This window comes from Acrocarpospora phusangensis, from assembly GCF_016862995.1.
GTDB classification, from domain to species: Bacteria; Actinomycetota; Actinomycetes; order Streptosporangiales; family Streptosporangiaceae; genus Acrocarpospora; species Acrocarpospora phusangensis.
This window is the reverse complement of the sequence record NZ_BOOA01000019.1, coordinates 84,552-108,598: the sequence shown is the minus strand read 5'-3', so window position 1 is coordinate 108,598 and position 24,047 is coordinate 84,552. Positions and strand designations below refer to the sequence as shown.

The window sequence follows — 24,047 nt, the reverse complement described above, 5'->3', positions numbered from 1 at the left end:
GACGGTTACGGCATCGATCGACCGGCGAACGGATGTGCTTGGATGACCGGAATGGACGTCACCACCTGGTATCTGGAGCAGACCGGCCGCAAGGACCTGCGGCGCGCCGCGCCGGCGCCCGTCGAGATCGTCCGGGCCGAGATCCCCTCGCCCGAGTTCAGCCGGTTCCTCTACACGGCGGTCGGCGGCGGCTGGCACTGGACCGACCGGTTGCCGTGGACGCCGGAGCAGTGGTCGGAGTGGCTCTCCGGCGACGTGGAGACCTGGGTGGCCTATCACCGGGGCACTCCGGCCGGGTACGCCGAGCTGCACGGCCAGGCGGGCGGCAACGTGGAGGTGGCCTATTTCGGGCTGCTGCCGTACGCGATCGGGAAAGGCATCGGCGGGCATCTGCTGAGCGAGGCCGTGAGCCGGGCGTGGGAGCGGGAAGGGACCAGGCGGGTCTGGGTGCACACCTGTTCATTGGACGGCCCGGCCGCGTTGCCCAACTACCAGGCCAGGGGATTCCGCGTTTTCCGGATCGATAGAAAAGCGGGCTGAAACAAAAGCGGCGGCGGCCGCATCTACCTCCATGACGATCCACCCCCTCGGAATTGGAGAACGACATGGACGTATACGACGCCGGCACCTCTGAGCTCGCCGACACCGACGGCGACGGCTACTACGAGTCGGCCGCGCTGGACACCAACAACGACGGCGTCGTGGACGCCGCGGTGTCCGACCTCGACGGCGACGGCGACATCGACATGGAGGCGTACGACACCGACGGCGACGGCGCGGTGGACACCGCGGTCCTGGACACCGACAATGACGGCGTCGCGGACACGGCGCTGTTCGACACCGACAGCGACGGCGAGCCCGACGTGGTGGCGGTCACCATCCCGGCCACCGCCGACGACGCGCCGCTGTTCCCCGAGGCCGGCGCCGACACCACCGGTGGGGACTCCGGCCTCACCGCGCACGACGTGGTGGAGGGCGCGATGCCCGGTCCGGAGTACACCGCCTAGCAGGAACGTTCCATCAGCGGAAGGAAACCCGACATGGGTACCCCCCAGGATCCGACCCAGCCCGGACAGCCCCAGCCCGGCTCGTACGGCCAGCAGCTCCCGCCGTACGACCCGGGTGCGCCGCTCCCGCCGCAGCAGCCCGGCTACCAGTACCCGCCGCCGCCCCCGTACGGGCAGCAGCAGCCCCACCAGCAGTACGGGCAGCAGTACGGGAAGCCGCCGGCCACCGGCGCCCAGACCATGTCGATCATCGCGTTCGTCATGGCCGGGCTGGCCCTGCTGATCCTCCCGCCCATCCTGGGCGCGATCGGCATCGCGCTGGGCGTCATCGGCCACCGGCGCGGCGAGAAGCTGGGCTCGGCCGCCGCCATCACCTCCGGCGTCTGCCTGGTCGTCGGCATGATCTTCAGCTACATCGTGAACGTCATGTAGGAAGGTTGTTCGAAAGGAGCCCGGTGCCGTCGGCGAGATGCCGTCGCCGGGCGGGCTCTGAGCAACCCTCCGGAGACCAGGGCCGATCGAACCCCCCTTCCTGAGGAGCCCGCATGGCTGTCGGCCGCCCCGCCCCCTCCCCCGCTCAACCCCCCCTGGGCGCGGGAGACGGGTTGGCGCGCGCGCTCGCCGAAGTCGCGGCGGGCGAGCCCAGCCAGGCCGTGACCCAGCAGATCGAGCGCCTGCTCGCGGAGGAGCCCGGCCGCGAGGCGCTGGCCCTGGCCTGCGCGCGGTTCCGCGACCAGCTGGCCGGGCGTTTCCCCGAGCTGGCCGACCTGCTCGGCGCCGCGCTGGCGGAGGCCGGCGTCAGCGAGGTACGGCCCGACGGCGAGCCCTTCGACGGCGAGCTGCACGAGGCCGTGGACACCGCGCCCACCGAGGACCCGGACGCGCACGGCACGATCGCCGAGACCGTGCGGGCCGGCTACCTGGACGGCGATCAGGTACTGCGGGTGCCGCAGGTCGTCGTGTACCGGCAGGACCCCCCGTCATGAGTCCCGTATTGAATCAGCCCAGCAACTCCCGCAGGCTCCGGCGGCCCCGGAAGATCCACACTTTGACGGTGTTCAGCGGCACGTCCAGGGTGGCCGCGGTCTGCTCGTACGTCAGGCCGCCCGCCCACAGCAGCAGGGCGTCCCGGTGCGCCGGGGCCAGCGTGCCGAGCGCGCGGCGCAGGTCCACCAGGCCGGCCACGGTCTCGTCGAACCCGCTCTCCGCGGCGTGCGGCTCGGCCGCCTCGGGGAACAGCAGGTCGTCGTGGGGGTTGCGGCGGCGTACCACGCTCAGAGCGGCGTTGCGGGCGATCGCCAGCACCCAGGCGGCGAAGGGCGCGCGGCCCTCGTACCTGTGCATGCCTTTCCAGGCGGCGATCTGGGTCTCCTGCAGCGCGTCGAGCGCGTCCGGGCGGTTGGCGGTCAGATGGAAGCAGAGCCCGAAGGCCCGCCGTTCGACCGGCTCCCAGAGGCGGCGGAAGGCCTCGCCGTCACCGGCGCGCGCGGCCGCGAGCAGCACGGCGTCGTCCGCACCCTGGGCACCACCGGTACCACCGGCACCACCGCCGGTGCCACCGTCGAGCTCTCCGCCGGCCAGTGGAGCAGACATGCGCAGCACGTCCTCCCGGATCAGGAAAGACCCGGCGCCGAAGGCCAGTACCGGGAAATCTGCGACGATCAGACCACGCTCGCCGCTGAAACGACATGAGACGACACGGCATGATATTCGAACGTAATGAGGGCGCGGAGGAGGATGACGCGACCGCGTTCTACGACCTTCTCTACGGCTCGGTTCCGCCTCCCACTCCGGCGGAAAGCCTGGCCATGTTCGAGGAGACAATGAACACCACCGAAGCCGAACCCGAAGCCCTTTACGAGGACTTCGAGGCATATTTCGACATTTCTGTTGAAGAAACGGACTTTAGTGGCGATTTCTCCGATGTTGGGGATTTCGGGGATCTGGCATGAACCCTGGTGACCGCCTGCGCGAGCTGTGCGGCACGACGATCGCCAAGCTGGTCGATCCCGGACTGCGGGACCGGGTGCGCCAGGTCCGGGCCCGCCTCGACGCGCCGCTGAAGATCGCCGTCGCGGGCGCGGTCAGCAGCGGCAAGTCCACGCTCGTCAACGCCCTGCTCGGCCTGCCCGTCGCGCCCGTGGACGCCGGCGAGTGCACCCGCGTCGTCACCCAGTACGAGTACGGCACCGATGACGGCCTCGTCGAGATCGAGTGCGAGGACGGCCGTGTCCTGCGTACCCGCCTGGCTCCGGGCCACCGGCTCCCCGACGACCTCGGCGTGCCGGTGGACCTGGTCCGGCGGGTCCGCGTGCGCCTGGCCTCCGAGGCGCTGCGGGCGATCACCGTGGTGGACACCCCCGGCATGAACACCACGACCGTCGAGAACGAGCGCGCCGCCCGCCGCATGATCTTCGGCACCGACGAGGACGACGACCACGCCCAGGCCCTGATCTACGTGCTCCGCTACGTCCAGGCCTTCGACGACACCACCCTGGCCGAGTTCCGCGGCCTCACCGAGGCGTGCGGCATGACCTGCGTGAACACCCTGGCCGTGCTCAGCCAGATCGACCGGCGCGGGGACGAGGAGGACCCCTGGCCGACGGCGCGGCGGCTGGCCGTCAAGGCGTACGCGGATCTGCGCGCCTCGGTCTTCGACGTGGTCCCGGTGATCGGCCTGCTCGCCGAGACGGCCGGCACCGGCGCCCTCGGCCCGGCCGAGCTGGACGGCCTGGCCGCCCTCGCCCGGCTGGACGAGGCCGACCTGGAGTTCCTCCTGCTCGACCTGGACGACCTGGCCGACTCCCCCGACTCGCCGCTCGCCCCCGACGTGGCCCGCCGCCTCATCCGCCACCTCCACCGGTACGGCTTACGCACCGCGATCGCCCACGCCGCCGCCGGCCCCGACGCCCTCCGCCAGACATTGCTCGATAAATCGGGATTCGGGGTGGATGCCCGTACGGGCACGGTGGCCGGTGGCATCGTGCACTTCGCCCGCCGGGCCGACCAGCTGAAGGCCCTGGCCGCGATCACCCAGCTGCGGCGCGTCTCCCGCGCCCCCGCGTTCGGCTCCGACCTGGCCACGCTGGACGCCCTCGCCGCCGAACTGGACGAAACCAAGCCGATCGCCGCCGGGCTGCACGGCCTGCGCATCTTCGCGGCCGTCGAGGCGGTCGCCCGGGGCCAGCTGGTGCTCAGCGAGGAGATGCGGGACGAGCTGCTCCGGCTGGCCCGCTCCGACGACCCGGCCGAACAGCTCGGCGTACCCGCCGGAGAGGTCCCGGAGGCGGCCCGGCGCGCGACCGAGCGGTGGCGGGCCCGCGCGATGATCGAACGCGGCCGGGTCGGCGGCCAGCGCGCCAGGGACGTGCTCGGCGTGCTGGAGGACCTGGCCGCGCCGCCGATCCTCCAGACCCCTGCTCCGATCTTCCTGCCGGTGGCCGCGGCCCCCGTGGACGGCGACGCCGTCCGGCGGCTGCTGGCCTCGCCGCTGGTCCCGGCCGAGGACCGCCAGGCCCTGACCTGCCTGCTGGCGGGCGGCGACGGCGCCGCCCAGGTCGGACTCAGCGCCGGGCCGCCCGACGTCGCCGCCTACGCGGCCGCCCTGAGCGCGCGGTTCCGCTCGCTCAGCCATTTCCTCCCCTTCACCGCCGACCGGCGCGCGGCCGAGAGCGTGAGCGACAGCTACGCCCACCTCGCGGTCACGGCCGTCCAGAAAGGTTCCCCGCATGTCGGCTGAGCTCGTCACCCGCGTGCTGCGCCTGGCCAACGAGGTCAACACGCTCGCCAAGCAGGCCGGGCGCGCCGACCTGGCCGAGGTGCTGGTCCAGGTCGCGGCCAGGTGGAAGGAGAGCGAGACCACCGTCGTCCTGGCCGGCGCGCAGAAGCGCGGCAAGAGCCGCCTGCTCAACGCGCTGATCGGCCAGCCCGGGTTACTGCCCGTGGACGCCGACGTGGCCACCAACTGCTACCTGGGGCTGCGCCGCGGTCCCGCGCTCACCGCGCGGGTGCACAAGGCCGACGAGGACTTCGCGATCGACCCCGCCCAGATCACCGACTACGCCTCGATGACCGGCGACCCGGCCAAACGCCGCGAGGTCGTCAACGTCGAGCTGACCGTCGACCACCCGCTCCTGGACGGCGTGCGGCTGCTGGACACCCCCGGCGTGGACAGCCTCACGGTCGGGCACCGCCAGGCCACCGTGGCGATCCTGCAGCGCGCGGACGCCCTGCTGTTCGCGCTGAGCGCGCAGGACCAGCCGGTGCTCCGGCACGAGCTGGAGTTCCTGGCCGAGGCGGTGCAGCGGGTTCAGGCGGTCACGTTCGTGCTGACCAAGGTGGAGGACTCGGCCAACTGGCAGGCCCTGCTGGCCGAGAACCGCCGCCGCCTGGACACCTTCGTGGCCGAGTCCGGCCTGGTGGCGCCGGAGAACGCGGCCATCCTGCGGGGGGCGGCCTGGCTGCCGGTGAGCGCCAAGCTGGCCGAGGCGGCGGTGGCGCAGCGCAGGCTCGGGCGGCCGGAGCGCGCCGACCAGCTGCACGCGCGCAGCGGCATCGGCCGGCTGGAGGAGTACCTGCGCTCCTGCGCGGAAGGGCGCGAGCTGGCGCGCAGCGCCACCGTGGTGTCGGCCTGCGCGTCGGTGCTGGCCGCCCTGGGCGCGGTGGCGACCGACCACGTGGCGGGGGCCTCGGACGACCAGAAGGAGCCCGCCAAGCGGCTGGCCGAGGTGGAGGCCGCGCTGGCCGACCTGGCCGAGACGGCCAAGGAGCGCCGCCGGTCGGCGGTGGGCAACCAGTTCCTGGGGCGCGAGGTGGCGGGCATCGCGCGGGCCCACCTGGCCCGGGTGCGGCAGCCGTACGAGCTGGCGGTGGGTGAGCTGACCAAGCGCGCCGATCTCGAACGCTATCTGGAGCAGCTGCCGGAGAGCGTCGAGCGCTCCATCCAGGCCGCCTGGGACGAGATCGTCGCCGAGGTGAGCGCCCTGGTCGGGAACGCGCTCAACGAGTTCCTGCGCTCACTGCGGCTGGACCCGATGGACATGGACCTGGCCAAGGTGGCCATGCCGCGGGTCTGGTCGCACGAGCTCAGGAGCGAACCGGCGGCCGAGGTCAAGATGGACATGTTCCGGGAGGGCGTGCCCGCCGCCGCGATGGCCGCCAGCCTCGGGCTGATCATCGCGCACCTCAACCCGATCGGCTTCATCATCGGCCCCGCCCTGGCCGCCGCCGTGCTCGTACGGCGCCGCGAATGGGACCAGGTCAACCGCAACCAGCAGGCCCTGCGGCGGCTGCTGGCCGAGCAGTTCACCCAGGCGGGCAACGAGATCACGCTGGCCCTGGAGCGGGAGGTGGCGAACTGGCGGGCCACCGTCGAGCAGAGCGCCGACACCGCCCTGGCCACCCAGCGCAAGGACCTGGAGACCCGCCGCGCCGAACTGCGCGCCCTGGCGGCGAGCAACGAGGCCGACAAGCGCAACACCCGCGAGTCCGCCGCCAAACGCCTGGAGACGATCACCGCCCTCACCGGCCGGGCGGCCGGACTGCGCGGCGAGATCGCGGCGGCCCTGGTCAAACCCGCCACGTGACCTGGGCGTTCCCGAAGAGCCCGCGTGCGGATGAGGCTGTCCCGGGAGCCAGCCCCGGTCAGCCCGGTTTGTGGCCTGGCGCGTCCGGCCGACATGGCGGGGTCAGTCGGGCAGGAGGCAGAGGCGTCCCGGCTGGGACTGTTCCGGGCCCGGCATGGCGTCGGGCACGCGCAGGTAGAGCAGGCCCTGCGGGACCTTGGCCAGCGGTTCGGCCCAGCCGGGCGCGGTGAGCGCCTGGCGGGCCCCGCCAGGGGTGACGTGCATGATCCGGGAGGTGTCACGCGCTCCGGAGACGCCGAGCCAGAGGGTCTCGCCGTCGGCCACCACCCGGGGGCGCTCGGCGGGCGACCGCGAGGTGAGGTGGCCGAGCAGGGCGGTGGCGGGCTCGTGGGCGAGCGTGCGCATGTTTCCGGTGCTGCGGTCGCAGTGCAGGACCGACCAGCCCTGGGCGGGCAGCACGGTGTCCATGCCCACCGCGTACATCTCCCGGCCGGCGGGGAACCAGCGGAGCGCGCCCGCGCGAGGGCGGGTGGCGAGCACCCGGGGCGGGTTCGGGGCGGCGTCGATCTCCAGGCCGGTGCTGGTGGCCACGAACCACTTCGACTCGTGCAGGACGACCTGCTGCAGCCAGTTGGGCGGGCGGCGCTCCACCCGGCGAACCCGGCCGCCCGGGTCGATGATCAGGAACACCTGCCAGGGCAGGAAGCCGTTCTGGAACGCGTACTGGCCGAGCACCACCGTGCAGCCGGGGGAGCCGATGGCCAGGGCGGGTTCGACGCCGGTCGGGCTGTCCTGGTCGAGGAGCCTGCGGCGGACGCCGTCCTCGTTCACGAACCAGCGCGCCGAAGGACCGAGCGGGATGTGGGCGGGCTCCTGGAAGAAACCGCCCAGCCGGAACTCCAGCATGGCCAGTTCGCCGGTCTCCCCCCAGGGCAGGCCGCGCGAGTTGTCCACCGGCAGCACCGGGCCCGGGTGGAAGAACGCCCACCCGGTCCCGCCCCTGGCGATCGTCCGCACGTCGGCGACCCCGGGCAGCGCCTGGGTGGACCGGATCACCAGCTCCGGCGTGAGGGTGCGGACCACCGCGCCGTTCGGGCCGCGCTCGGCCAGCAGGATGCCCTCGTCACTGGCCGCCCAGTCGATGACCGGGCCGAAGGCCAGTTCCCGGTCGGTACGGCCGGAGGCCACGTCGAACCGGCGCAGGAGCTGCCTGCCGCCCTCCACGCACAGGCAGTAGGTGCCGTGGGCGGTGACGTGGACACCGTACACGCCCTCCATGAGGGTTTTGACGGAGCCGCCCTCGGCGGGTTTCGGGGGGATTCTGATCTGGCTGGTGACCAGGCTGGCGTTCTTGGCGGCGTTCTTGGCCTGGTTCTTGGCCTCCTCGGCCTCCAGGATGGTCCAGGCCAGGCGGGCCGCCCCCAGGGCCACGACGATCTTCGGGTCGTCGTAGGTGCGGACCAGCTCGCCGTACCTGGCCTTGATGGTCTCGTGGACCAGGGGCATGCGGCTGGCGCCGCCGGTCAGGAAGATGCCGGACAGCTGGCGGCGGTCCACCCGGGCCGCCGCGATGGTCTCGTCGAGGATGTCGGCCGTCCTGATGATGTCCGCGCCCACCAGGGCGTGCAGGTCGGCCCGGGAGATCTGCACGTCCACGTCGGCGCCGGCCACGTACTGGCTGGCGGTGTCGTAGTTGGAGAGCGTCTCCTTGGCGGCCCGCGCCTCGTCCAGCAGGTCGGCGGCGGCGGCCCGGTAGCGGCGGTCGGGGTTGGCGCTCACCTCGGCCCACCAGTCGGCGGCGGAGCGCTCCAGCTGGGCGCCGAGGAAGGCGAAGACGCGCTCGTCGAATACCTCCCCGCCGATCATGTCGTCGCCGCCCGGCTCGCCGATCACGTCGAAGTCGTCGCCGTTGGCGGCCAGCACGGCCGTGTCGAAGGTGCCGCCACCCAGGTCGTACACGGCGACCTGGCGGCCGCCGGAGACGCTGTGGATGGAGGTGTAGTGCAGCGCCGAGGCGACCGGCTCCTCCACGATCACGATCCGCGCGCCGGGCACCACCGCCCGCCCGGCGGCCATCAGGATCTCCCGCCGGTCGGGCCGCCAGGCGACCGGGCAGGTCAGCACCACGGTGGCCGGATCCGCGCCGTCGAACCGGGTACGGCCCTCGGCCACGAACAAGGAGAGGATGGCCGCCATGGCGTCCTTCACGTCCACCGGGACGCCGCCGAGCAGCATGGCGGCCCGCCCCACGTAACGCTTGGGATTGCGTTCCACCCGCTCCGGATGGCGGACCATGGACCGCTGCGCCACCCGGCCGGCCACCAGCACGCCCTGCTCGTTCAGGAGGATCGTGGACGGCACCCGGCGCTCGCCGCCGACCTCCAGGATGTCCACCCGCCGGTCGGTCGCGATCGCCCCCGCGGAGAAACTCGTCCCCAGGTCCACGCCGAGGCACCACTGCGCCATCCCGGCCTCCCATCCCTGAAACCCGGCCAAGCGACAACGATAGTGGTCCAAGCGGGACCCGGCTGCGGGCGCGAAGCGCGTCTGAGTCGCGGCACGCCTGGATGACCGGCAAAATGTTCGACATGGCCCGACGAACCACCAGCCCCCCACCCGAGGACTTCGAGGAGCGGATCGTCGACATCGACGTCTCCGCGGAGATGCGCACCAGCTTCCTGGAGTACGCGTACTCGGTGATCTACCAGCGCGCGCTCCCGGACGCCCGGGACGGGCTCAAGCCCGTGCAGCGGCGCATCCTCTACTCGATGAACGAGATGGGGCTGCGGCCCGACCGGGGGCACGTGAAGTCCTCCCGGGTCGTCGGCGACGTGATGGGCAAGCTCCACCCGCACGGCGACAGCGCCATCTACGACGCCCTGGTCCGGATGGCCCAGCCGTTCTCGATGCGCCTGCCGCTGGTGGACGGCCACGGCAACTTCGGCTCGCCGGACGACCTGCCGGCCGCCATGCGGTACACCGAGGCCCGGCTGTCGGCCGCCGCCATGCTCATGGTGCAGTCCATCGACGAGGAGACCGTCGACTTCAAGCCCAACTACGACGGCCAGGAGACCGAGCCCACGGTCCTGCCGTCGGCGTTCCCGAACCTGCTGGTCAACGGCTCCACCGGGATCGCGGTCGGGATGGCCACCAACATGGCCCCGCACAACCTGGGCGAGGTCATCGCCGCCGCCCGGCACCTGATCAGGAAGCCGGACGCGACGCTGGAAGACCTGATGCGCTTCGTGCCGGGCCCCGACCTGCCCACCGGCGGTTCGGTCATCGGCCTGGCCGGCATCCGGGACGCGTACGAGACGGGCCGGGGCACCTTCCGGATGCGGGCCAAGGCCACCGTGGACAACGTGACGCCGCGGCGCAAGGGGCTGATCGTCACCGAACTGCCGTACAACGTGGGCCCGGAGCGGGTGATCACCAAGATCAAGGAGCTGGTGAACGCCAAGAAGCTCTCCGGGATCGCCGACCTCAAGGACCTCACCGACCGGCACAAGGGCCTCCGCCTGGTCATCGAGATCAAGAACGGCTTCATCCCCGAGGCGGTGCTGGAGGAGCTCTACCGGCTGACGCCGATGGAGGAGACCTTCGGCATCAACAACGTGGCCCTGGTCGACGGCCAGCCCCGCACCCTGGGCCTGCGCGAACTGCTCCGGGTGTACGTGGACCACCGGATCGACGTGGTCCGGCGGCGCTCCCAGCACCGGCGGCGCAAGCGGGAGGAGCGCCTGCACCTGGTGGACGGCCTGATCGTCGCGCTGCTCAACATCGACGAGGTCATCCAGGTCATCCGCTCCTCCGACGACTCGGCCGCCGCCCGCGGCCGGCTGATGGAGATCTTCGAGCTGACCGAGATCCAGGCCAACTACATCCTGGACACGCCGCTGCGCCGGCTCACCCGCTACGACAAGCTGGAGCTGGACAAGGAGAAGGAGACGCTGACCCGGGAGATCGCCGAGCTGACCGCCATCCTGTCCTCCGAGGACAAGCTGAACAAGGTCGTCTCGGACGAGCTGGCCGAGGTGGCCAAGACCTACGGCACGCCGCGCCGTACGGTGCTGCTGGAGTCGTCCGGGGTGTCCAAGACGGCCGCGGTGCCGCTGGAGGTCGCCGACGACCCCTGCCTGGTGCTGCTGTCCTCCACCGGGCTGCTGGCCAGGACCGGCGACGCGGACCCGCTGCCCGGGGACGGGGAACGCACCGTGCACGACGTGCTGGTGTCGGTGGTGCGCTCCACGGTCCGCGGCGAGATCGGCGTGGTCACCTCGCACGGCCGGATGATCCGCGTCTCCGTGGTGGACCTGCCCGCGCTGCCCCCGTCGGCCAATCCGCCGTCGCTGGCGGGCGGGCATCCCGTCGCCGAATACGTGGCGCTGAACCCGGACGAGGTGGTGGTGGGCCTCGGGTCGCTCGACCCGGCCAGCCCCGGCCTGGCGCTCGGCACCGCGCAGGGCGTGGTGAAGCGCGTGGTGCCCGAGTATCCCGGCAACCGGGACGAGTTCGAGGTCATCGGGCTGCGCGACGGCGACACCGTGGTCGGCGCGGTCGAGCTGATCGCCGAGGAGCACGACCTGGTGTTCATCACCTCGGACGCGCAGATGCTCCGCTACCCGGCCAGTCAGGTGCGGCCGCAGGGCCGCCCGGCCGGCGGCATGGCGGGCATCCGGCTGGAGCCGGGCGCGCGGGTCATCTGGTTCGGCTCCGTGGACCCCGCCCGGGAGTCCCGGGTGATCACGATCGCCGGGTCGTCCACCGCCCTCCCCGGCACCCAGGTCGGCGGCGGCAAGATCGCCGACTACGCCGAGTTCCCGCCGAAGGGCCGCGCCACCGGCGGCGTGCGCGCCCAGCGTTTCCTCAAGGGCGAGGACACCCTTCTCCTGGCCTGGGCCGGGCCCGCCCCCGCCAAGGCCGTCTCCGCCGTCGGCAAGCCGGTCCCGCTGCCGTCCGACCTCGGCCGCCGGGACGGCTCCGGCGTACGGCTCACGCACACGGTGGCCGCCATCGGCGGCGCCCTCTCCGGCCCGGGCACGGACGAGGCCCCCGAGGAACCTCCGCTGTTCTGACCCGGACATGACGACGGTGGGCCACTCCATGCGGGGTGGCCCACCATCGTTTGTGAAGGACGTTGTGAAGGGGCTCAGTCGACCAGGCAGAACGGATGGCCGGCCGGGTCGAGGAAGACGATGAAGCCCTCCTCCAGGCCCGGCTGGTGGTGGTGCTTGACCGCGCCGAGGGCGATCACCTCGTCGGTGGCCTTGACCAGGTCGGGGACCCGGATGTCCAGGTGGAACTGCTGCGGGTGCTCCGCGTCGGGCCAGACCGGGGGCTTGTGGTCGGGGGCGAGCTGGAAGGCGAGCTTGAACGGCCCATCACCCGCGACCGTCACCCAGTCCTCCTCCTCCCGCTCCACCTTCCAGCCGAGGATCTCGGCGTAGAAGCCGCCCAGCGCCTCGGGGTCGGGGCAGTCGAGCACGACCTCGCTGAGTGTTCCGATGGCCATGAATCCTCCTCATTCCGTAACCAGCAAAGAGCGTATACCGGTGTCACTGGTGCCCGCCAGGGTCAGCCGGGTATTGAATGGGCGGAAGCAGTCCTGACCAGATCACCCGCCGAAAGATGGGGACAACGTGGCCGTCAACTCGTCCATGGTGCCGCTCGGCTCCGCCGCGCCCGACTTCGACCTGCCCGCGATCAGCGGCGACCGCGTCGCCCTCAGCGACCACAAGGGCTCTCCCGTCCTGGTGGTCTTCCTGTCCAACCACTGCCCGTACGTGCGCCGCGTCGAGGACGGCCTGGGCCCGTACGCGACGGACTACGCGGGCCGGGTCGCCACGGTCGCGATCTCCAGCAACGACGTCGCCAACTACCCCGACGACGACACGGAACACCTGATCGAGCAGGCCGCGCGGGCCGGGTTCACGTTCCCGTACCTGATCGACGAGAGCCAGGACGTGGCCCGCGCCTACCACGCGGCCTGCACCCCCGACTTCTTCCTGTACGACGCCGACCACCGGCTCGCCTACCGGGGCGAGTTCGACGGCGCCCGCCCCCGCAACGACGTCCCGGTCACGGGGGCCTCGCTGCGCGCCGCCACCGAGGCGATGCTGGCCGGGCAGGCCGTGCCCGGCCAGAACCCCAGCCTCGGCTGCGGCATCAAATGGAAGCCCGGGAACGAACCCTCCTGAGCTACGCGTCCGCCAGCAGGCGGATCAGGTCGGCCGGCTCGCCCCACGGCCAGTGGCGCAGGACCTCCCCGATCTCCGGGAGTTCGGGGAGCGGGTCCTCCGCGGGCAGCGTCTCCACGTAGCAGGCGGCGTCGAGCAGGGCCAGCGCCAGGCGGGCGTTGCGGCCCTCGTCACGGGGTTCGACGCGGTCGAGGCGGCGGCGGGCCTGGGCGCGGAGCTGGTCGGCCAGCGTCTCGGTGGTGCTCATCTTTGCTCTCCTCGGGACTCGGCGACACCGCCGTCGTGGCGTACGGTCACCGATCTTGCACGTTGGGTCACGACATCATCACCCAAGGTGACCACTGATCGTGCGATCTTCGGCGTATTGATAGGCCCCGGAAAAGACCATGAAACGGCCGTAAGGGAATATCGGAGTCATGAACGGTGCCTTCGATGACCTGCTAGCCGCCAACACCGAGTTCGCGAGCGCCTTCGCGGGGAGTGAGCTGACTGGACGGGCCGCCCGCGGGCTGGCCGTGGTGACCTGCATGGACTCCAGGATCGACCCCCTCGGGCTGCTCGGCCTGAAGCCGGGTGACGCCAAGATCCTGCGCAACGCGGGCGCCCGGGTCACCGACGACGTGCTACGCACCCTCGTGCTGGCCGTATTCCTGCTCGGCGTCAACCGCGTCCTGGTCATGCCGCACACGGACTGTGGCATGGCCAAGGCCACCGACGAGGACGTGCACGCGCTGGCCCGGTCTCGCGGCATCGACACGCGCAGCCTGGACTTCCACACCGTCCCCGATCAGGACGCGGCGCTCCGCCACGACCTGACGCGGATCAAGGCCAGCCCCTTCCTCGTCGAGGACCTGGCCATCGGCGGCGCGATCTACGACGTGCACACGGGCAAGCTGGAGCCCATCGAGCTCCCTTAGCGACTCCTACGCGTCGATGTGGTCGCGGTCGACCTCGGCCGCGCTGCTCACGATGAACTCCCGCCGGGGAGCCACGTCACTGCCCATCAGCAGGTCGAAGATGCGCTCCCCGGCCTCGACGTCCTCGATCCGGACCCGGCGCAGCACGCGGTGGCGGGGGTCCATGGTCGTCTCGGCCAGCTGGTCGGCGTCCATCTCGCCCAGGCCCTTGTAGCGCTGCGGGGGCTCCTTCCAGCGCTTGCCCTTCTTCCGCAGCCCTTCGAGCACCTTGTGCAGCTCCGCGTCGGAGTAGCAGTAGATGTACTTCTCCTGCCCCCGGCCCGGATTGGTCAGCTCGACCCGGTGCAGCGGGGGCACGGCCGCGAAGACCCGCCCGGCCTCCACCATCGGCCGCATGTACCGGTGGAACAGCGTGAGCAGCAGGCACCGGATGTGCGCGCCGTCCACGTCGGCGTCGGCCATGAGGATGACCTTCCCGTACCGCGCCGCCTCGATGTCGAAGCTCCGGCCGGAGCCGGCGCCGACCACCTGGATGATCGCGGCGCACTCGGCGTTCTTGAGCATGTCGCTCACCGACGCCTTCTGCACGTTGAGGATCTTGCCCCGGATCGGCAGCAGCGCCTGGAACTCCGAGTCCCGGGCCAGCTTGGCCGTGCCCAGCGCGGAGTCACCCTCGACGATGAACAGCTCGCTGCGGTCCACGTCGTCGCTGCGGCAGTCCACCAGCTTGGCCGGCAGGGCGGAGTTCTCCAGCACGCTCTTGCGCCGCTGGTTGTCCCGGTGCTCCCGAGCCGCGATGCGTGCCTTGGCCGCCGCGACGACCTTCTCCAGCACCGCCCGCATGGCCTGCTTCTGGGCCCGCTTCGGGCTGGCGAACAGCTCCTTCAGCTCCCGCGCGACCACGTGGGAGACGATCCTGGTGGCCGCCGAGGTGCCGAGCACCTCCTTGGTCTGGCCCTCGAACTGCGGCTCGGGCACCCGCACGGTGACCACGGCCGTGAGGCCCTCGAGGATGTCCTCCTTGGTGACCGCGTCGTCGCCGTTCTTGAGCAGCCGGGTCTCCCTGAGCTGCTCGTTCACGGTGCGGACCAGGGCGCGGTCGAAGCCGGCCACGTGGGTGCCCCCCTTGGGGGTGGCGATCACGTTCACGAACGAGCGCACGGTGGTGTCGTAGCCCTTGCCCCAGCGCACCGCGACGTCCACGGTGAGCTCGCGCTCGACGTCGGTGGGGGTCATGTGGCCCTGCTCGTCCAGGACCGGCACGGTCTCCCGGAAGTGGCCCACACCCTGGAGCCGTAACACGTCGCAGAGCGCCTCGTCCTGGGCCAGGAACTCGGTGAACTCGGAGATGCCGCCGTCGAAGTGGAAGGTCTCCTCGGTCACCTCCTCGGTCCGGCTGTCGCGCACCATCAGCGTCAGGCCGGGCACCAGGAAGGCGGTCTGGCGCAGCCGCACGTGGATCTCGTCCAGCGAGACCTCGGCGTCGGGCAGGAAGATCTGGTGGTCCACCCACCAGCGCACCCGGGTCCCGGTGATCTTCTTGGTCAGCCGCCCGCCGTCGCGCAGGCCCGACTTCTTACGAAATTTCGCGGTTGGGCCGTCGCCCTCGAACACCCCGGGCACGCCACGGCGGAAGCTGATCTCGTGGACCTTGCCGTCGCGGTCGACCTCCACGTCCAGCCGGGAGGAGAGCGCGTTCACCACCGAGGCGCCGACGCCGTGCAGACCGCCGGAGGCGCCGTAGGAGCCGCCGCCGAACTTCCCGCCCGCGTGCAGCTTGGTGTAGACGAGCTCGACTCCGGCCAGGCCGCTCTTGGGCTCCACGTCCACCGGGATGCCGCGGCCGTTGTCGCGGACCTCGATGGACCCGTCCGCGTACAGCTCGACCTCGATGCGGGAGCAGAATCCGGCCAGGGCCTCGTCCACCCCGTTGTCCACGATCTCCCAGAGGCAGTGCATGAGCCCCCGGCTGTCCGTGGACCCGATGTACATACCCGGACGCTTGCGGACTGCCTCAAGGCCCTCCAGCACCGACAGGTGACGAGCTGTGTAACCCGTCTCCGCTACCGTCACACCAGCTCCCACGTTCACGAGTCGAACACGCGTACGCAGCTTAGCGTGTGGCGTGAATTCCCGACTACATAGCTTGCCAGGGATAGCGGAGTGCACGTTACTTGCCGTGTGATCCGCATCACTTTTCGGAACATTCCGCTCTCGGCGTAGCCAGGGGGTGATTGGGAACGCCCTCATCGGGTTAGATGTTGTCCCAAGTGACTGTGACGCCAACATCCCCGCTCAGACGGGGTGACCCGAAAGGCGATACGTGACTGGAGCTCTCGCCCCCGCTAAGCCGCTGACCGCTCTGGACCGGTGTGACCGGTGTGGCGCTCAGGCCTACATTCGCGCGACGCTGCAGGTTGGTGCGGAACTGCTGTTCTGTGCCCACCATGGGCGTCGGCACGTGGCCGCCCTGCGCGACAAAGGTGCCGAGATCCAGGACGAGTCGGCCCGACTCTCGGAAACCCCTTCGACGGCGTCCGCCGACGAACGTTGATCATACGCAACGGCGCGACCGGTTCACACCGGATCGCGCCGTTGCCCATATCTTCAGCCCAATATCTTCAGGGGCTCACGCGGTAGTGGTATCCGCCTGAGACGACGAATCCGGCCTGTTCGTAAAGGGCCCGCGCTCCGGCGTTGGCCTCGGTGACGACCAGATAGGCGCGCCGCGCGCCGCGTCCGTGCCCCCACCCCAGCAGCTGTCGCAGTACGGCCGTCCCGTTGCCCTTCCGGCGCGCGGACGGCCGTACCGCCATGCAGTAGACCCCCAGCCATTCACCCTGGACCACGCCGCGGCCCACGGCGTCCGGCCCGGCCGAGGCGTACCCGGCCTGGACGCCGGTCAGGATGCGCCGGGCCCAGTCCCGCGCGTCGGGGCGGCCGGGATGGCGTCCGCCGTCCACCTCCCACCAGGTGTCGAACCACTCCGCCGAGGGCGTGTCCGCCACATCCGCGCCATCCGCCGGCGCGGTCTCCGCCGTCATGATCAGTGTGGGGTCCACCGTGCGGTATCCGCGCGCCGCCAGCTCCGCGTCAAGGCCGCCCTCCGCGCCGGGGCCGATGGAGAACACGCAGGCGGCTCCGAGGCCCCGATAGAAGCGCTCAGCCGCGTCCACACGGTCCCAGGAGCCCGTCCCGCTGAGCGGGAGCACGGAATTGGCCCGTTTCGTCACCCCGGCCGCGTAGCGGTAGATCCAGGAGCCCGCCGTCACCTGCTCGGGCGCGGGCCACGCCCGATGAACCAGCCGATCAAAGGTTTCAATATCGTCCATCCCGGGACGATAGCCCCTCCAGAGCCCCTCCAGCCTGCGTGTTCACGACCGATAGGGTGACCGGGTGCTGATCCTGCTGCCGCCCTCCGAGGGCAAGTCCGCCGCCCGGCGCGGGCCCGCGCTCGACCTGGCCGGCCTCAGCTTTCCCGAGCTGACCGGCCACCGCGAGAAGGTGCTGGATGCGCTCGTGCAGCTCAGCCACACCCCGGAAGCCCAGGCGGTCCTCGAACTGACCGACGGCCTGGCCGGGGAGATCGTCAAGAACCGGGCGCTGCGCACCGCGCCCACGCTGGCCGCGGGCAAGCTCTACTCCGGGGTGCTCTACGACCATCTCGGGCTGGCGACGCTGCCCGCCCGGGCCCGCCGCAGGGCCGAGCAGCGCATCGTCATCATGTCCGGCCTGTGGGGGGCGCTGCGGCTGACCGACCGCGTGCCTCCGTACCGGCTGTCGATGGGGGTGCGACTGCCCCCGATGGGCGGGCTCGCCGCGTACTGGCGTCCGGCGCTGCGCCCGGTGCTGGACGCCGAAGAAGGGCTGATCGTGGACATGCGCTCGGCCACGTACGGAGCGGCCTGGAAACCTCCGCGGGAGGCCGGATCGCGGGTGGTCGCGGTCCGGGTGCTGCAGGAGGCGAACGGGAAACGCACGGTGGTGAGCCACATGGCGAAGGCGACGCGCGGTGCGGTCGCGCGGTCGCTGGCCGAGCATGCCAAGGCCCCGGCCACGCCGGAGCAGCTCGCCCACGTCCTGGCGGGTTTCGGCCACCGCGCCGAACTCCACCCCGGACGCCTCGACGTCATCGTCAGTTCGTGATCACATTCAGCTTGCCGCAGGCCCGCTGGAACTGGGACTCCGGATCTCCCAGGTGCGACCAGGGCACCCGGCTGTAGCGCCCGCCGGTCCTGATCAGGTGCCCGCGTGCGGGCCGTCGCAGGTCGGCGAGGTAGAAGGCGGCGCCGAAGGCGTTGTGCGCCTCGATCGAACGCGGATGCGGAGGACCGATCCGGCGCTCGGACCACTGCCCGGCCGCCGACACCATCTCCCGCTGCGCGTCGAAGGAGAACCAGCCGCCCCGGGACATCGGCGTGCGTTCCGCCGCGACATTCTCGAAATGGGCCAGCGGCAGCAGCGCCGGGAGCGGGCTGCCCTCCGGGGCCCGCGCCGCCGTGGTCCTGGCGAATTCCATCATTTCCTGCGCGGTTCCGCCCCAGCCCGGCGAAAGCGTGACCAACCTGGCCACATTCGCCGAATAAAGCGTCGGCCAGCGCCGCGTGCATTCGAACCAGACCGAATCCTTGTCGGCCCTCGGCCGCTCCAGCCCCAGCGCGAGCCACAACATCGACTCCCACGGCACCGGATCGCCGGGCGCCAGCCCCGCCGCCGTCAGCAGCGGCTGCCTGGCCTGCTCCATCGCCGTGTGATAGGCCTCAAGCCGATGCGCCTGTACGGCTCGCGCCTTCACCTCCGGCTTGATCTCCCAAGCCTCCTCTATCCGCGTACGGCCGAGCCACAACCACAGGTCGGCGTTGGACTGGTCTCTCACGATGAGGCTCTCGATGCCCCGGCTCATCCCCACGGCCGCGCGGGAGAGCGCCTCCACCCGCAGCGCCCGGACTTCGGGATCACCCCTGGTCGCGGCAAGCGCGGGCAGCCCCGCCTCGAGATTTCTGCGATGGACGGCGGTCACCGTCTCATCGAGCATGATGTCCGCCCAAGGGCGGTCCGGGATCACTCGTGGCCCCCGAGCACGTGCCCGATCCACTTCGATAACTCCCACGGGGCGCAGCCTAGGCCCTCCCCGTGCTACCGACGCTAAATGCGCGTTACACACACGTTAACGGCCCCACTTTTCATGAAATCGAAAAGTGAGGCCGTCAACTTATGTCGTGGTAATTCCGGATTTAGTCCAGATAATCCCGCAGAACCTGGGAACGCGACGGGTGCCGGAGCTTCGACATGGTCTTGGACTCGATCTGGCGGATGCGCTCCCGGGTCACCCCGTAGACCTTGCCGATCTCGTCCAGCGTCTTCGGCTGACCGTCGGTCAGGCCGAACCGCATCGACACGACGCCCGCCTCGCGCTCGGACAAGGTGTCCAGAACGCTGTGCAGCTGCTCCTGGAGCAGCGTGAAGCTGACGGCGTCGGCCGGGACGATGGCCTCGGAGTCCTCGATCAGGTCACCGAACTCGCTGTCACCCTCCTCGCCGAGGGGGGTGTGCAGGGAGATCGGCTCGCGACCGTACTTCTGGACCTCGATGACCTTCTCGGGGGTCATGTCGAGCTCGCGGGCCAGCTCCTCCGGCGTGGGCTCGCGGCCCAGGTCCTGCAGCATCTGCCGCTGGACGCGGGCCAGCTTGTTGATCACTTCGACCATGTGGACCGGGATGCGGATGGTCCGCGCCTGGTCGGCCATGGCCCGGGTGATCGCCTGCCGGATCCACCAGGTGGCATACGTCGAGAACTTGTAGCCCTTGGTGTAGTCGAACTTCTCCACGGCGCGGATCAGGCCGAGGTTGCCCTCCTGGATCAGGTCCAGGAACAGCATGCCGCGGCCGGTGTACCGCTTGGCCAGCGAGACCACCAGGCGGAGGTTGGCCTCCAGCAGGTGGTTCTTGGCCCGGCGGCCGTCCTCGGCGATCCACTCCAGCTCGGCGCGGACGTCCACCGGCAGCTGCTCGCCGTCGGTGCCGAGCTGCTCCTCGGCGAACAGGCCGGCCTCGATGCGCTTGGCGAGCTCGACCTCCTGCTCGGCGTTGAGCAGCGGGACCTTGCCGATCTGCTTGAGGTAGTCCTTGACCGGGTCGGCGGTGGCACCGGCCGCGGCCACCTGGGCCACGGGCGCGTCGTCATCGTCGTCGGTGAGGATCAGCACCTCTTCCTCGACCTTGGCGACGGCCTCCGGCTTGGGCTCCTCCTCGGCCTCCGCGTCCGCGTCGACCTCGCCTTCACCCTCGACCTCGACCTCGATCTCGACATCCTCGATGTCGAAGTCCTCGATCTCGACATCCTCGATGTCGATGTCGTCCTCGTCCTCGGACAGGTCGGCCGGCTTGGCCTTCGGCTCGATCTTGGGCGCCGCCGGAGCGGCTGCCGCCGCGGCGGGCTCGGCCTTCGGCTTGACCGGAGCCGCCTTCTTGGCCGGGGCGGCCTTCTTGCCCACCGGCTTCTTCGCCGCGGCGGGAGCGTCGGACACGGGATCGTTCACCACGGCGGTGACGGTCTCCGGATGCGACTCCTTGGCGGCGGCGGCCTTGGTGGTCTTCTTGACGGGCGCGGCCTTGGCGCGGCTCTTCGCCGGGCTCTTGGCCTTCTTGGGCGCTGCGGAATCCTCGGCCGTGAGCCTCACGATGATGCCCTCTTTGCTGAGGCTGCGCAGGATTCCGGCGACTTGCGGAACAGGAATGTCCGCTTCCTCGACGGCCCGGCGGACATCCTCAGCTTCGAGGAAACCCTGCGAGCGCCCACGCTCGAGGAGCTGCTGAATCACTGGCTCGTTCAGCTCCGACGGCTTCGAGCGAGTCGAACTTGCAGGCGACACGAACACCTCTCGAACGAACGCATGGCGAGAATGGACCCAGGTGGTTGCTTCTTTTCCGATGGCGAGGCCGCGCGGACCGCGACATGCCATTCTGGCACGCCATGACAGCCCGTACGGCCACCTCCGGCCGGTTGCTTCTCCACCCTAGGCCGACCGAGACAGTAGTGCGTACGGAAGTCGGTCACCGATACCCGAAAGCAACCGTTATGACTGATTCATTCAGTCACTCTTCGTGGCTGCGGGAACGTGGACCGCGAGCACCGTCACGTCGTCATCCTGCTCATACCCGGACAACATCCTGTCCACCAGGAAATCCAACAACATATGCGGACTTGTCACGACTTCTTCCGGCGCTTCGGCCACGACGGCCGCCAGCTCCCGCAGGCCGGCGTCGAGACCGCGCTTGCGGTTCTCCACCAGACCGTCGGAGTAGAGCACCGCCGTGTGCCCGGGCGGCACGGCGAACCGGAACTGCTTGCGGCTGGTCGCCCAGCCCAGCGGGGTGCCGGGCTCGGTCTCGTACAGGATCGCGGTGCCCTGCGGCGAGACCAGCAGGGGCGGCGGGTGACCGGCCAGCGCCAGCGTGCCCTCCCCCGTGCCGGGCTCCACCACCATGTAGGCCAGGGTGGTGACCTGCTCCTCCTCCTCGGTGGCCTCGAACACCCGGTCCAGGCCGGTGAGGACCGCCGCGGGCGGCGGATTGGTGAGGGCCAGGGCGCGCATGGCGTTGCGGATCCGGCCCATCCCGGCCGCCGCCTTGACGCCCTTGCCCATGACGTCGCCGACCACGGCCGCGACCCGCCCGTCCTGGAGCACGAACGCGTCGTACCAGTCGCCGCCGACCTGCACGTGTCGGGAGCCCGAGCGGAACCGCTGGGCCAGCACCAGGCCGCGCACCACGGGCAGCCGATCCGGCAGGAGGCTGCGCTGGAGCGTCTCGGCGGTCTTGTGCTCGCGCTCGAACAGGGTGGCCCGCTCCACGGCCAGCGCGCACTGCCCGGCCAGGGCCTCCAGGAAGACGCCGTCCTCCTGGGAGATCTTCTGCGGCCGGGTGAAGGAGAACCGGAGAGCGCCCAGGGCGCGGCCGGCGGCCAGCAGCGGCAGACCCACCCAGGCCCGCTCCTCGGTGTGCGAGAGGAACCCGTTGACCTGGGCCGCCTCGGCGCCGGCGTCGGTGAGCTGGGTGCGCAGGCTGTCCGGCGACTCGGCGAAGACCGGGCGGCGGCTGTTCACCGCCATGGTCATCACGCTGGAGCGGGACAGCAGGATGTCCTCGCCGGGCGCGCTCGGCACGTCCGGGATGCCACCGCTGTTGATCACTTTGAGGCTGGCGCGTTCCGCGTCCAGCAGGGCCACGGCCGAGTGGTCGGCGGCCAGCGCCGTACGCCCCACGTCGATGATGACCTGGACGACCTGCTCCACGGTGAGCGCCTCGGCCAGCATGGCGGTGGCGCCCTGGAGGCGGGCGGTGCGCAGCGCCGCGGCGCCGAGCTGGTCGGTGAGGCGGCCGCGCATCTCCTCGGCCTCACGCTGCGGGGTGACGTCGGAGTTGGCGCCGACCCACTCCACCACCCGGCCGTGCCGGATGATCGGGACGGCCCTGACCTCGAAGTGCCGGTAGCCGCTGGCCCGGGTGCGGACCCGGTAGCTCCACTCGAACATGGTCCGGCCGCGCAGCGCCTCCCGCCAGGCCTCCTCCGCGCCGGGACGGTCGTCGGGGTGGACCGCGTCCAGCCAGCCGTGCGCGAGGTACTCCTCCAGGCCCTGGCCGGTGATGGCGCGCCACTGCGGCGCGTCCTCGATCACGGCGCCGCTGGGCGAGGTGATCCAGACGAGCTGCTGCTGGGACTCCACCAGCGAGCGGTAGCGCTCCTCGCTGCGGCGCAGGTCCTCCTCGGTGAGCTGGCGCTCGGTGACGTCCACGCCGAACAGGGCGGCCCCCAGCGGGGCGCCCTCCTCGTCGTGCATGGGGAAGAAGGCGACCGTCCAGTGCCGGGTGTCGCCGTTCTCCGCGCGGGTCCTGAGCCTGAGGTCGGTGACCGGAAGTCCCTCGTCCGTGATCCTGCGCAGCGCGGAGTCGATCAACGTGGTCAGATCCGCCGAGAGGAGATCGGCGGGAATACGATCGATATGCCGCTCAACAGCGAGCCCGGTCAGTTCAGTAAAGGTCGAGTTGACACGGACGAACCGACCAGAGGGGTCGAAAAACGCGAAGGCGAACGGCGCCTCCGACATAAGGCCTCTGAGGAGGCCCGAGTCTGAGATGTCCAAACCCGACTCCCGGGGACGGGGCACGGAGGTTTCGGCGCTCATGGTCGGCACCTCCGTCGCGTGCCAGGGTCTCCCACGAGGCACATCTCCATAACTGTGTTGAGTAGCGCAGGTCTGCCCTACATCATCGGCGATGGGCATGCGCGGACGGAAGCCCCGCCCGGCATGCGGTCAACGCATCCTGTCAAAAAAGCGCCACCTCGCGCAGCAAGATCTGACGGCTCACCCCCACGGATGTGAGGACTACTTCTTCGCAGCCCGCTTCGCTTCCTGCTTCGCCTCGCGCACTTTCGCCAGGCTGTCGGGGTCGACCACGTCGGCCACCGACCGGTGCACCCCCTCCTCGCCGTACGGCCCGGCCGCCTCGCGCCAGCCCCGGGGACGCACCCCGAGCTGCTTGCCCAGTAAAGCCAGGAAGATCTGTGCCTTCTGTTTGCCGAACCCGGGCAGTGCCAGCAGGCGGCGCAACAGCTCGGCGCCGTCGTCGACATCGGTCCAGATCCCGTCGGCGGAGCCATCGTAGTGCTCGACCAGATAGGCCGCCAGCAGTTGGATACGACCGGCCATCGCGCGCGGATAGCGGTGCACCGCGGGCTTGGCGGCCAGCAGGGCCTCGAACTCCGACGGATCATAGGAAGCGATCGCGGCCGCGTCCAGATCGCGGCCCATCCGGGACTCGATCGTGTACGGCCCGGCGAACGCCCACTCCATCGGAACCTGCTGGTCGAGCAGCATGCCGAGGAGCAGAGCCAGCGGGCTGCGGCCGAGCAGCGCGTCGGCTTCCTGCTGCTGGGCGAGCTGGATTCGCATGGGCCAAGCTTCGCACGCGCCGCCCGGCCGGGGGGCGAGGACGGGCGATCGAGGGGAAAGATCGCCCTTAATCAGGTCAGAACCAGACCACAATAAGGGTTGACACCCGCGCGGAAAGTTATGGAATGAGAGACGCACCACCCCCCATCAATGAGAAAGTCGTGATCTGGGACAGCCGCGGCGGACGAACCCGCCCGGCCGGCCGCTGACCGGCTGTCTGTGGGACGGGTTTCTCGTTGGTACGACAGTGCCCGTGCGGACTTGGACACCTTCGGAAATCGAGCCTGCCTGCCGGCCATGAGCCCAGTCAGCGAGGAGTGCATCCGTCAATGCCTGTTCTGGCGCCACACATCCAAAAGAACCCCAAAATTCCCGACATTTCCGGCAA

General features: G+C 70.7%; 22 protein-coding genes. 12 read left to right on the top strand and 10 right to left on the bottom strand.

Annotated elements, in window-relative coordinates; all coding sequences use genetic code 11:
* Nucleotides 1-51: 51 nt before the first annotated feature.
* The 4 genes from Aph01nite_RS14085 (at nucleotide 52) to grpE (ending at nucleotide 1,993) form a co-directional block, all read left to right on the top strand.
* The gene (locus Aph01nite_RS14085; protein ID WP_204041319.1) at nucleotides 52-540 is read left to right on the top strand and encodes a GNAT family N-acetyltransferase; all 489 of its coding nucleotides are present in this window, start codon (nucleotides 52-54) and stop codon (nucleotides 538-540) included.
* A 65-nt stretch (nucleotides 541-605) separates the two neighbouring features.
* Complete coding sequence (locus Aph01nite_RS14080; RefSeq protein WP_204041301.1) at nucleotides 606-1,007, top strand: hypothetical protein; 402 nt, start codon at nucleotides 606-608, stop codon at nucleotides 1,005-1,007.
* Nucleotides 1,008-1,040: 33 nt separating this feature from the next.
* A complete protein-coding gene (locus Aph01nite_RS14075) occupies nucleotides 1,041-1,439 on the top strand; it encodes a hypothetical protein (RefSeq protein ID WP_204041300.1) in 399 nt (132 codons plus the stop codon).
* 113 nt (nucleotides 1,440-1,552) lie between these two features.
* Complete coding sequence (grpE, locus tag Aph01nite_RS14070; RefSeq protein ID WP_204041299.1) at nucleotides 1,553-1,993, top strand: nucleotide exchange factor GrpE; 441 nt, start codon at nucleotides 1,553-1,555, stop codon at nucleotides 1,991-1,993.
* 13 nt (nucleotides 1,994-2,006) lie between these two features.
* Here the strand turns inward: grpE and Aph01nite_RS14065 are convergent, their stop codons facing one another.
* Nucleotides 2,007-2,600, bottom strand: a complete 594-nt coding sequence (locus Aph01nite_RS14065) for an RNA polymerase sigma factor (RefSeq protein ID WP_204041298.1) — start codon at nucleotides 2,598-2,600, stop codon at nucleotides 2,007-2,009.
* A 110-nt stretch (nucleotides 2,601-2,710) separates the two neighbouring features.
* Between Aph01nite_RS14065 and Aph01nite_RS14060 the strand changes: the two genes are divergently transcribed.
* Genes Aph01nite_RS14060 through Aph01nite_RS14050 form a run of 3 tightly spaced genes read left to right on the top strand, consistent with a single transcriptional unit; the run spans nucleotide 2,711 to nucleotide 6,592 of the window.
* Nucleotides 2,711-2,959, top strand: a complete 249-nt coding sequence (locus tag Aph01nite_RS14060; protein WP_204041297.1) for a hypothetical protein — start codon at nucleotides 2,711-2,713, stop codon at nucleotides 2,957-2,959.
* On the top strand, nucleotides 2,956-4,746 hold the full coding sequence (locus Aph01nite_RS14055; protein WP_204041296.1) for a dynamin family protein: 1,791 nt from the start codon (nucleotides 2,956-2,958) through the stop codon (nucleotides 4,744-4,746). The genes Aph01nite_RS14060 and Aph01nite_RS14055 overlap by 4 nt, the downstream gene beginning before the upstream one ends.
* Complete coding sequence (locus Aph01nite_RS14050; protein WP_204041295.1) at nucleotides 4,736-6,592, top strand: dynamin family protein; 1,857 nt, start codon at nucleotides 4,736-4,738, stop codon at nucleotides 6,590-6,592. The genes Aph01nite_RS14055 and Aph01nite_RS14050 overlap by 11 nt, the downstream gene beginning before the upstream one ends.
* A gap of 102 nt (nucleotides 6,593-6,694) precedes the next feature.
* Here Aph01nite_RS14050 and Aph01nite_RS14045 read toward each other — a convergent pair whose 3' ends face one another.
* Nucleotides 6,695-9,088 carry an Hsp70 family protein gene (locus Aph01nite_RS14045; protein WP_204041294.1) on the bottom strand — a complete coding sequence of 798 codons (2,394 nt, stop codon included), beginning with the start codon at nucleotides 9,086-9,088 and terminating at the stop codon, nucleotides 6,695-6,697.
* Between the two features lie 92 nt (nucleotides 9,089-9,180).
* Here Aph01nite_RS14045 and Aph01nite_RS14040 point away from each other — a divergent pair, with 92 nt between their 5' ends.
* A complete protein-coding gene (locus tag Aph01nite_RS14040; protein WP_204041293.1) occupies nucleotides 9,181-11,667 on the top strand; it encodes a DNA gyrase/topoisomerase IV subunit A in 2,487 nt (828 codons plus the stop codon).
* Nucleotides 11,668-11,741: 74 nt separating this feature from the next.
* On the opposite strand, the gene Aph01nite_RS14035 is transcribed toward Aph01nite_RS14040, so the two are convergent.
* On the bottom strand, nucleotides 11,742-12,104 hold the full coding sequence (locus Aph01nite_RS14035; protein WP_204041292.1) for a VOC family protein: 363 nt from the start codon (nucleotides 12,102-12,104) through the stop codon (nucleotides 11,742-11,744).
* A gap of 127 nt (nucleotides 12,105-12,231) precedes the next feature.
* On the opposite strand from Aph01nite_RS14035, the gene Aph01nite_RS14030 reads away from it, so the two are divergent.
* Nucleotides 12,232-12,789: a thioredoxin family protein gene (locus Aph01nite_RS14030; protein WP_239161667.1), complete on the top strand. Its 558-nt coding sequence runs from the start codon at nucleotides 12,232-12,234 to the stop codon at nucleotides 12,787-12,789.
* A gap of 1 nt (nucleotide 12,790) precedes the next feature.
* Here Aph01nite_RS14030 and Aph01nite_RS14025 read toward each other — a convergent pair whose 3' ends face one another.
* A complete protein-coding gene (locus Aph01nite_RS14025) occupies nucleotides 12,791-13,036 on the bottom strand; it encodes a hypothetical protein (protein WP_204041291.1) in 246 nt (81 codons plus the stop codon).
* A gap of 169 nt (nucleotides 13,037-13,205) precedes the next feature.
* On the opposite strand from Aph01nite_RS14025, the gene Aph01nite_RS14020 reads away from it, so the two are divergent.
* Complete coding sequence (locus Aph01nite_RS14020) at nucleotides 13,206-13,706, top strand: beta-class carbonic anhydrase (RefSeq protein ID WP_204041290.1); 501 nt, start codon at nucleotides 13,206-13,208, stop codon at nucleotides 13,704-13,706.
* Nucleotides 13,707-13,712: 6 nt separating this feature from the next.
* Here the strand turns inward: Aph01nite_RS14020 and Aph01nite_RS14015 are convergent, their stop codons facing one another.
* Nucleotides 13,713-15,797 (bottom strand): DNA gyrase/topoisomerase IV subunit B, encoded by a 2,085-nt coding sequence (locus Aph01nite_RS14015; RefSeq protein ID WP_275419229.1) that lies wholly within the window; start codon nucleotides 15,795-15,797, stop codon nucleotides 13,713-13,715.
* A gap of 232 nt (nucleotides 15,798-16,029) precedes the next feature.
* Here Aph01nite_RS14015 and Aph01nite_RS41405 point away from each other — a divergent pair, with 232 nt between their 5' ends.
* The gene (locus Aph01nite_RS41405) at nucleotides 16,030-16,260 is read left to right on the top strand and encodes a DUF7455 domain-containing protein (RefSeq protein WP_239161666.1); all 231 of its coding nucleotides are present in this window, start codon (nucleotides 16,030-16,032) and stop codon (nucleotides 16,258-16,260) included.
* A 67-nt stretch (nucleotides 16,261-16,327) separates the two neighbouring features.
* On the opposite strand, the gene Aph01nite_RS14010 is transcribed toward Aph01nite_RS41405, so the two are convergent.
* The gene (locus tag Aph01nite_RS14010; RefSeq protein ID WP_204041288.1) at nucleotides 16,328-17,038 is read right to left on the bottom strand and encodes a GNAT family N-acetyltransferase; all 711 of its coding nucleotides are present in this window, start codon (nucleotides 17,036-17,038) and stop codon (nucleotides 16,328-16,330) included.
* A 64-nt stretch (nucleotides 17,039-17,102) separates the two neighbouring features.
* Here Aph01nite_RS14010 and Aph01nite_RS14005 point away from each other — a divergent pair, with 64 nt between their 5' ends.
* The gene (locus Aph01nite_RS14005) at nucleotides 17,103-17,852 is read left to right on the top strand and encodes a YaaA family protein (protein WP_204041287.1); all 750 of its coding nucleotides are present in this window, start codon (nucleotides 17,103-17,105) and stop codon (nucleotides 17,850-17,852) included.
* Here the strand turns inward: Aph01nite_RS14005 and Aph01nite_RS14000 are convergent.
* The 4 genes from Aph01nite_RS14000 to Aph01nite_RS13985 form a co-directional block, all read right to left on the bottom strand.
* Complete coding sequence (locus tag Aph01nite_RS14000) at nucleotides 17,842-18,741, bottom strand: hypothetical protein (RefSeq protein ID WP_239161665.1); 900 nt, start codon at nucleotides 18,739-18,741, stop codon at nucleotides 17,842-17,844. The genes Aph01nite_RS14005 and Aph01nite_RS14000 overlap by 11 nt on opposite strands.
* Before the next feature lie 199 nt (nucleotides 18,742-18,940).
* On the bottom strand, nucleotides 18,941-20,578 hold the full coding sequence (locus Aph01nite_RS13995; protein WP_239161664.1) for an RNA polymerase sigma factor: 1,638 nt from the start codon (nucleotides 20,576-20,578) through the stop codon (nucleotides 18,941-18,943).
* 219 nt (nucleotides 20,579-20,797) lie between these two features.
* The gene (locus Aph01nite_RS13990) at nucleotides 20,798-22,891 is read right to left on the bottom strand and encodes a SpoIIE family protein phosphatase (protein ID WP_204041284.1); all 2,094 of its coding nucleotides are present in this window, start codon (nucleotides 22,889-22,891) and stop codon (nucleotides 20,798-20,800) included.
* A 201-nt stretch (nucleotides 22,892-23,092) separates the two neighbouring features.
* Nucleotides 23,093-23,659: an HhH-GPD-type base excision DNA repair protein gene (locus tag Aph01nite_RS13985; RefSeq protein WP_204041283.1), complete on the bottom strand. Its 567-nt coding sequence runs from the start codon at nucleotides 23,657-23,659 to the stop codon at nucleotides 23,093-23,095.
* Nucleotides 23,660-24,047: the final 388 nt, after the last annotated feature.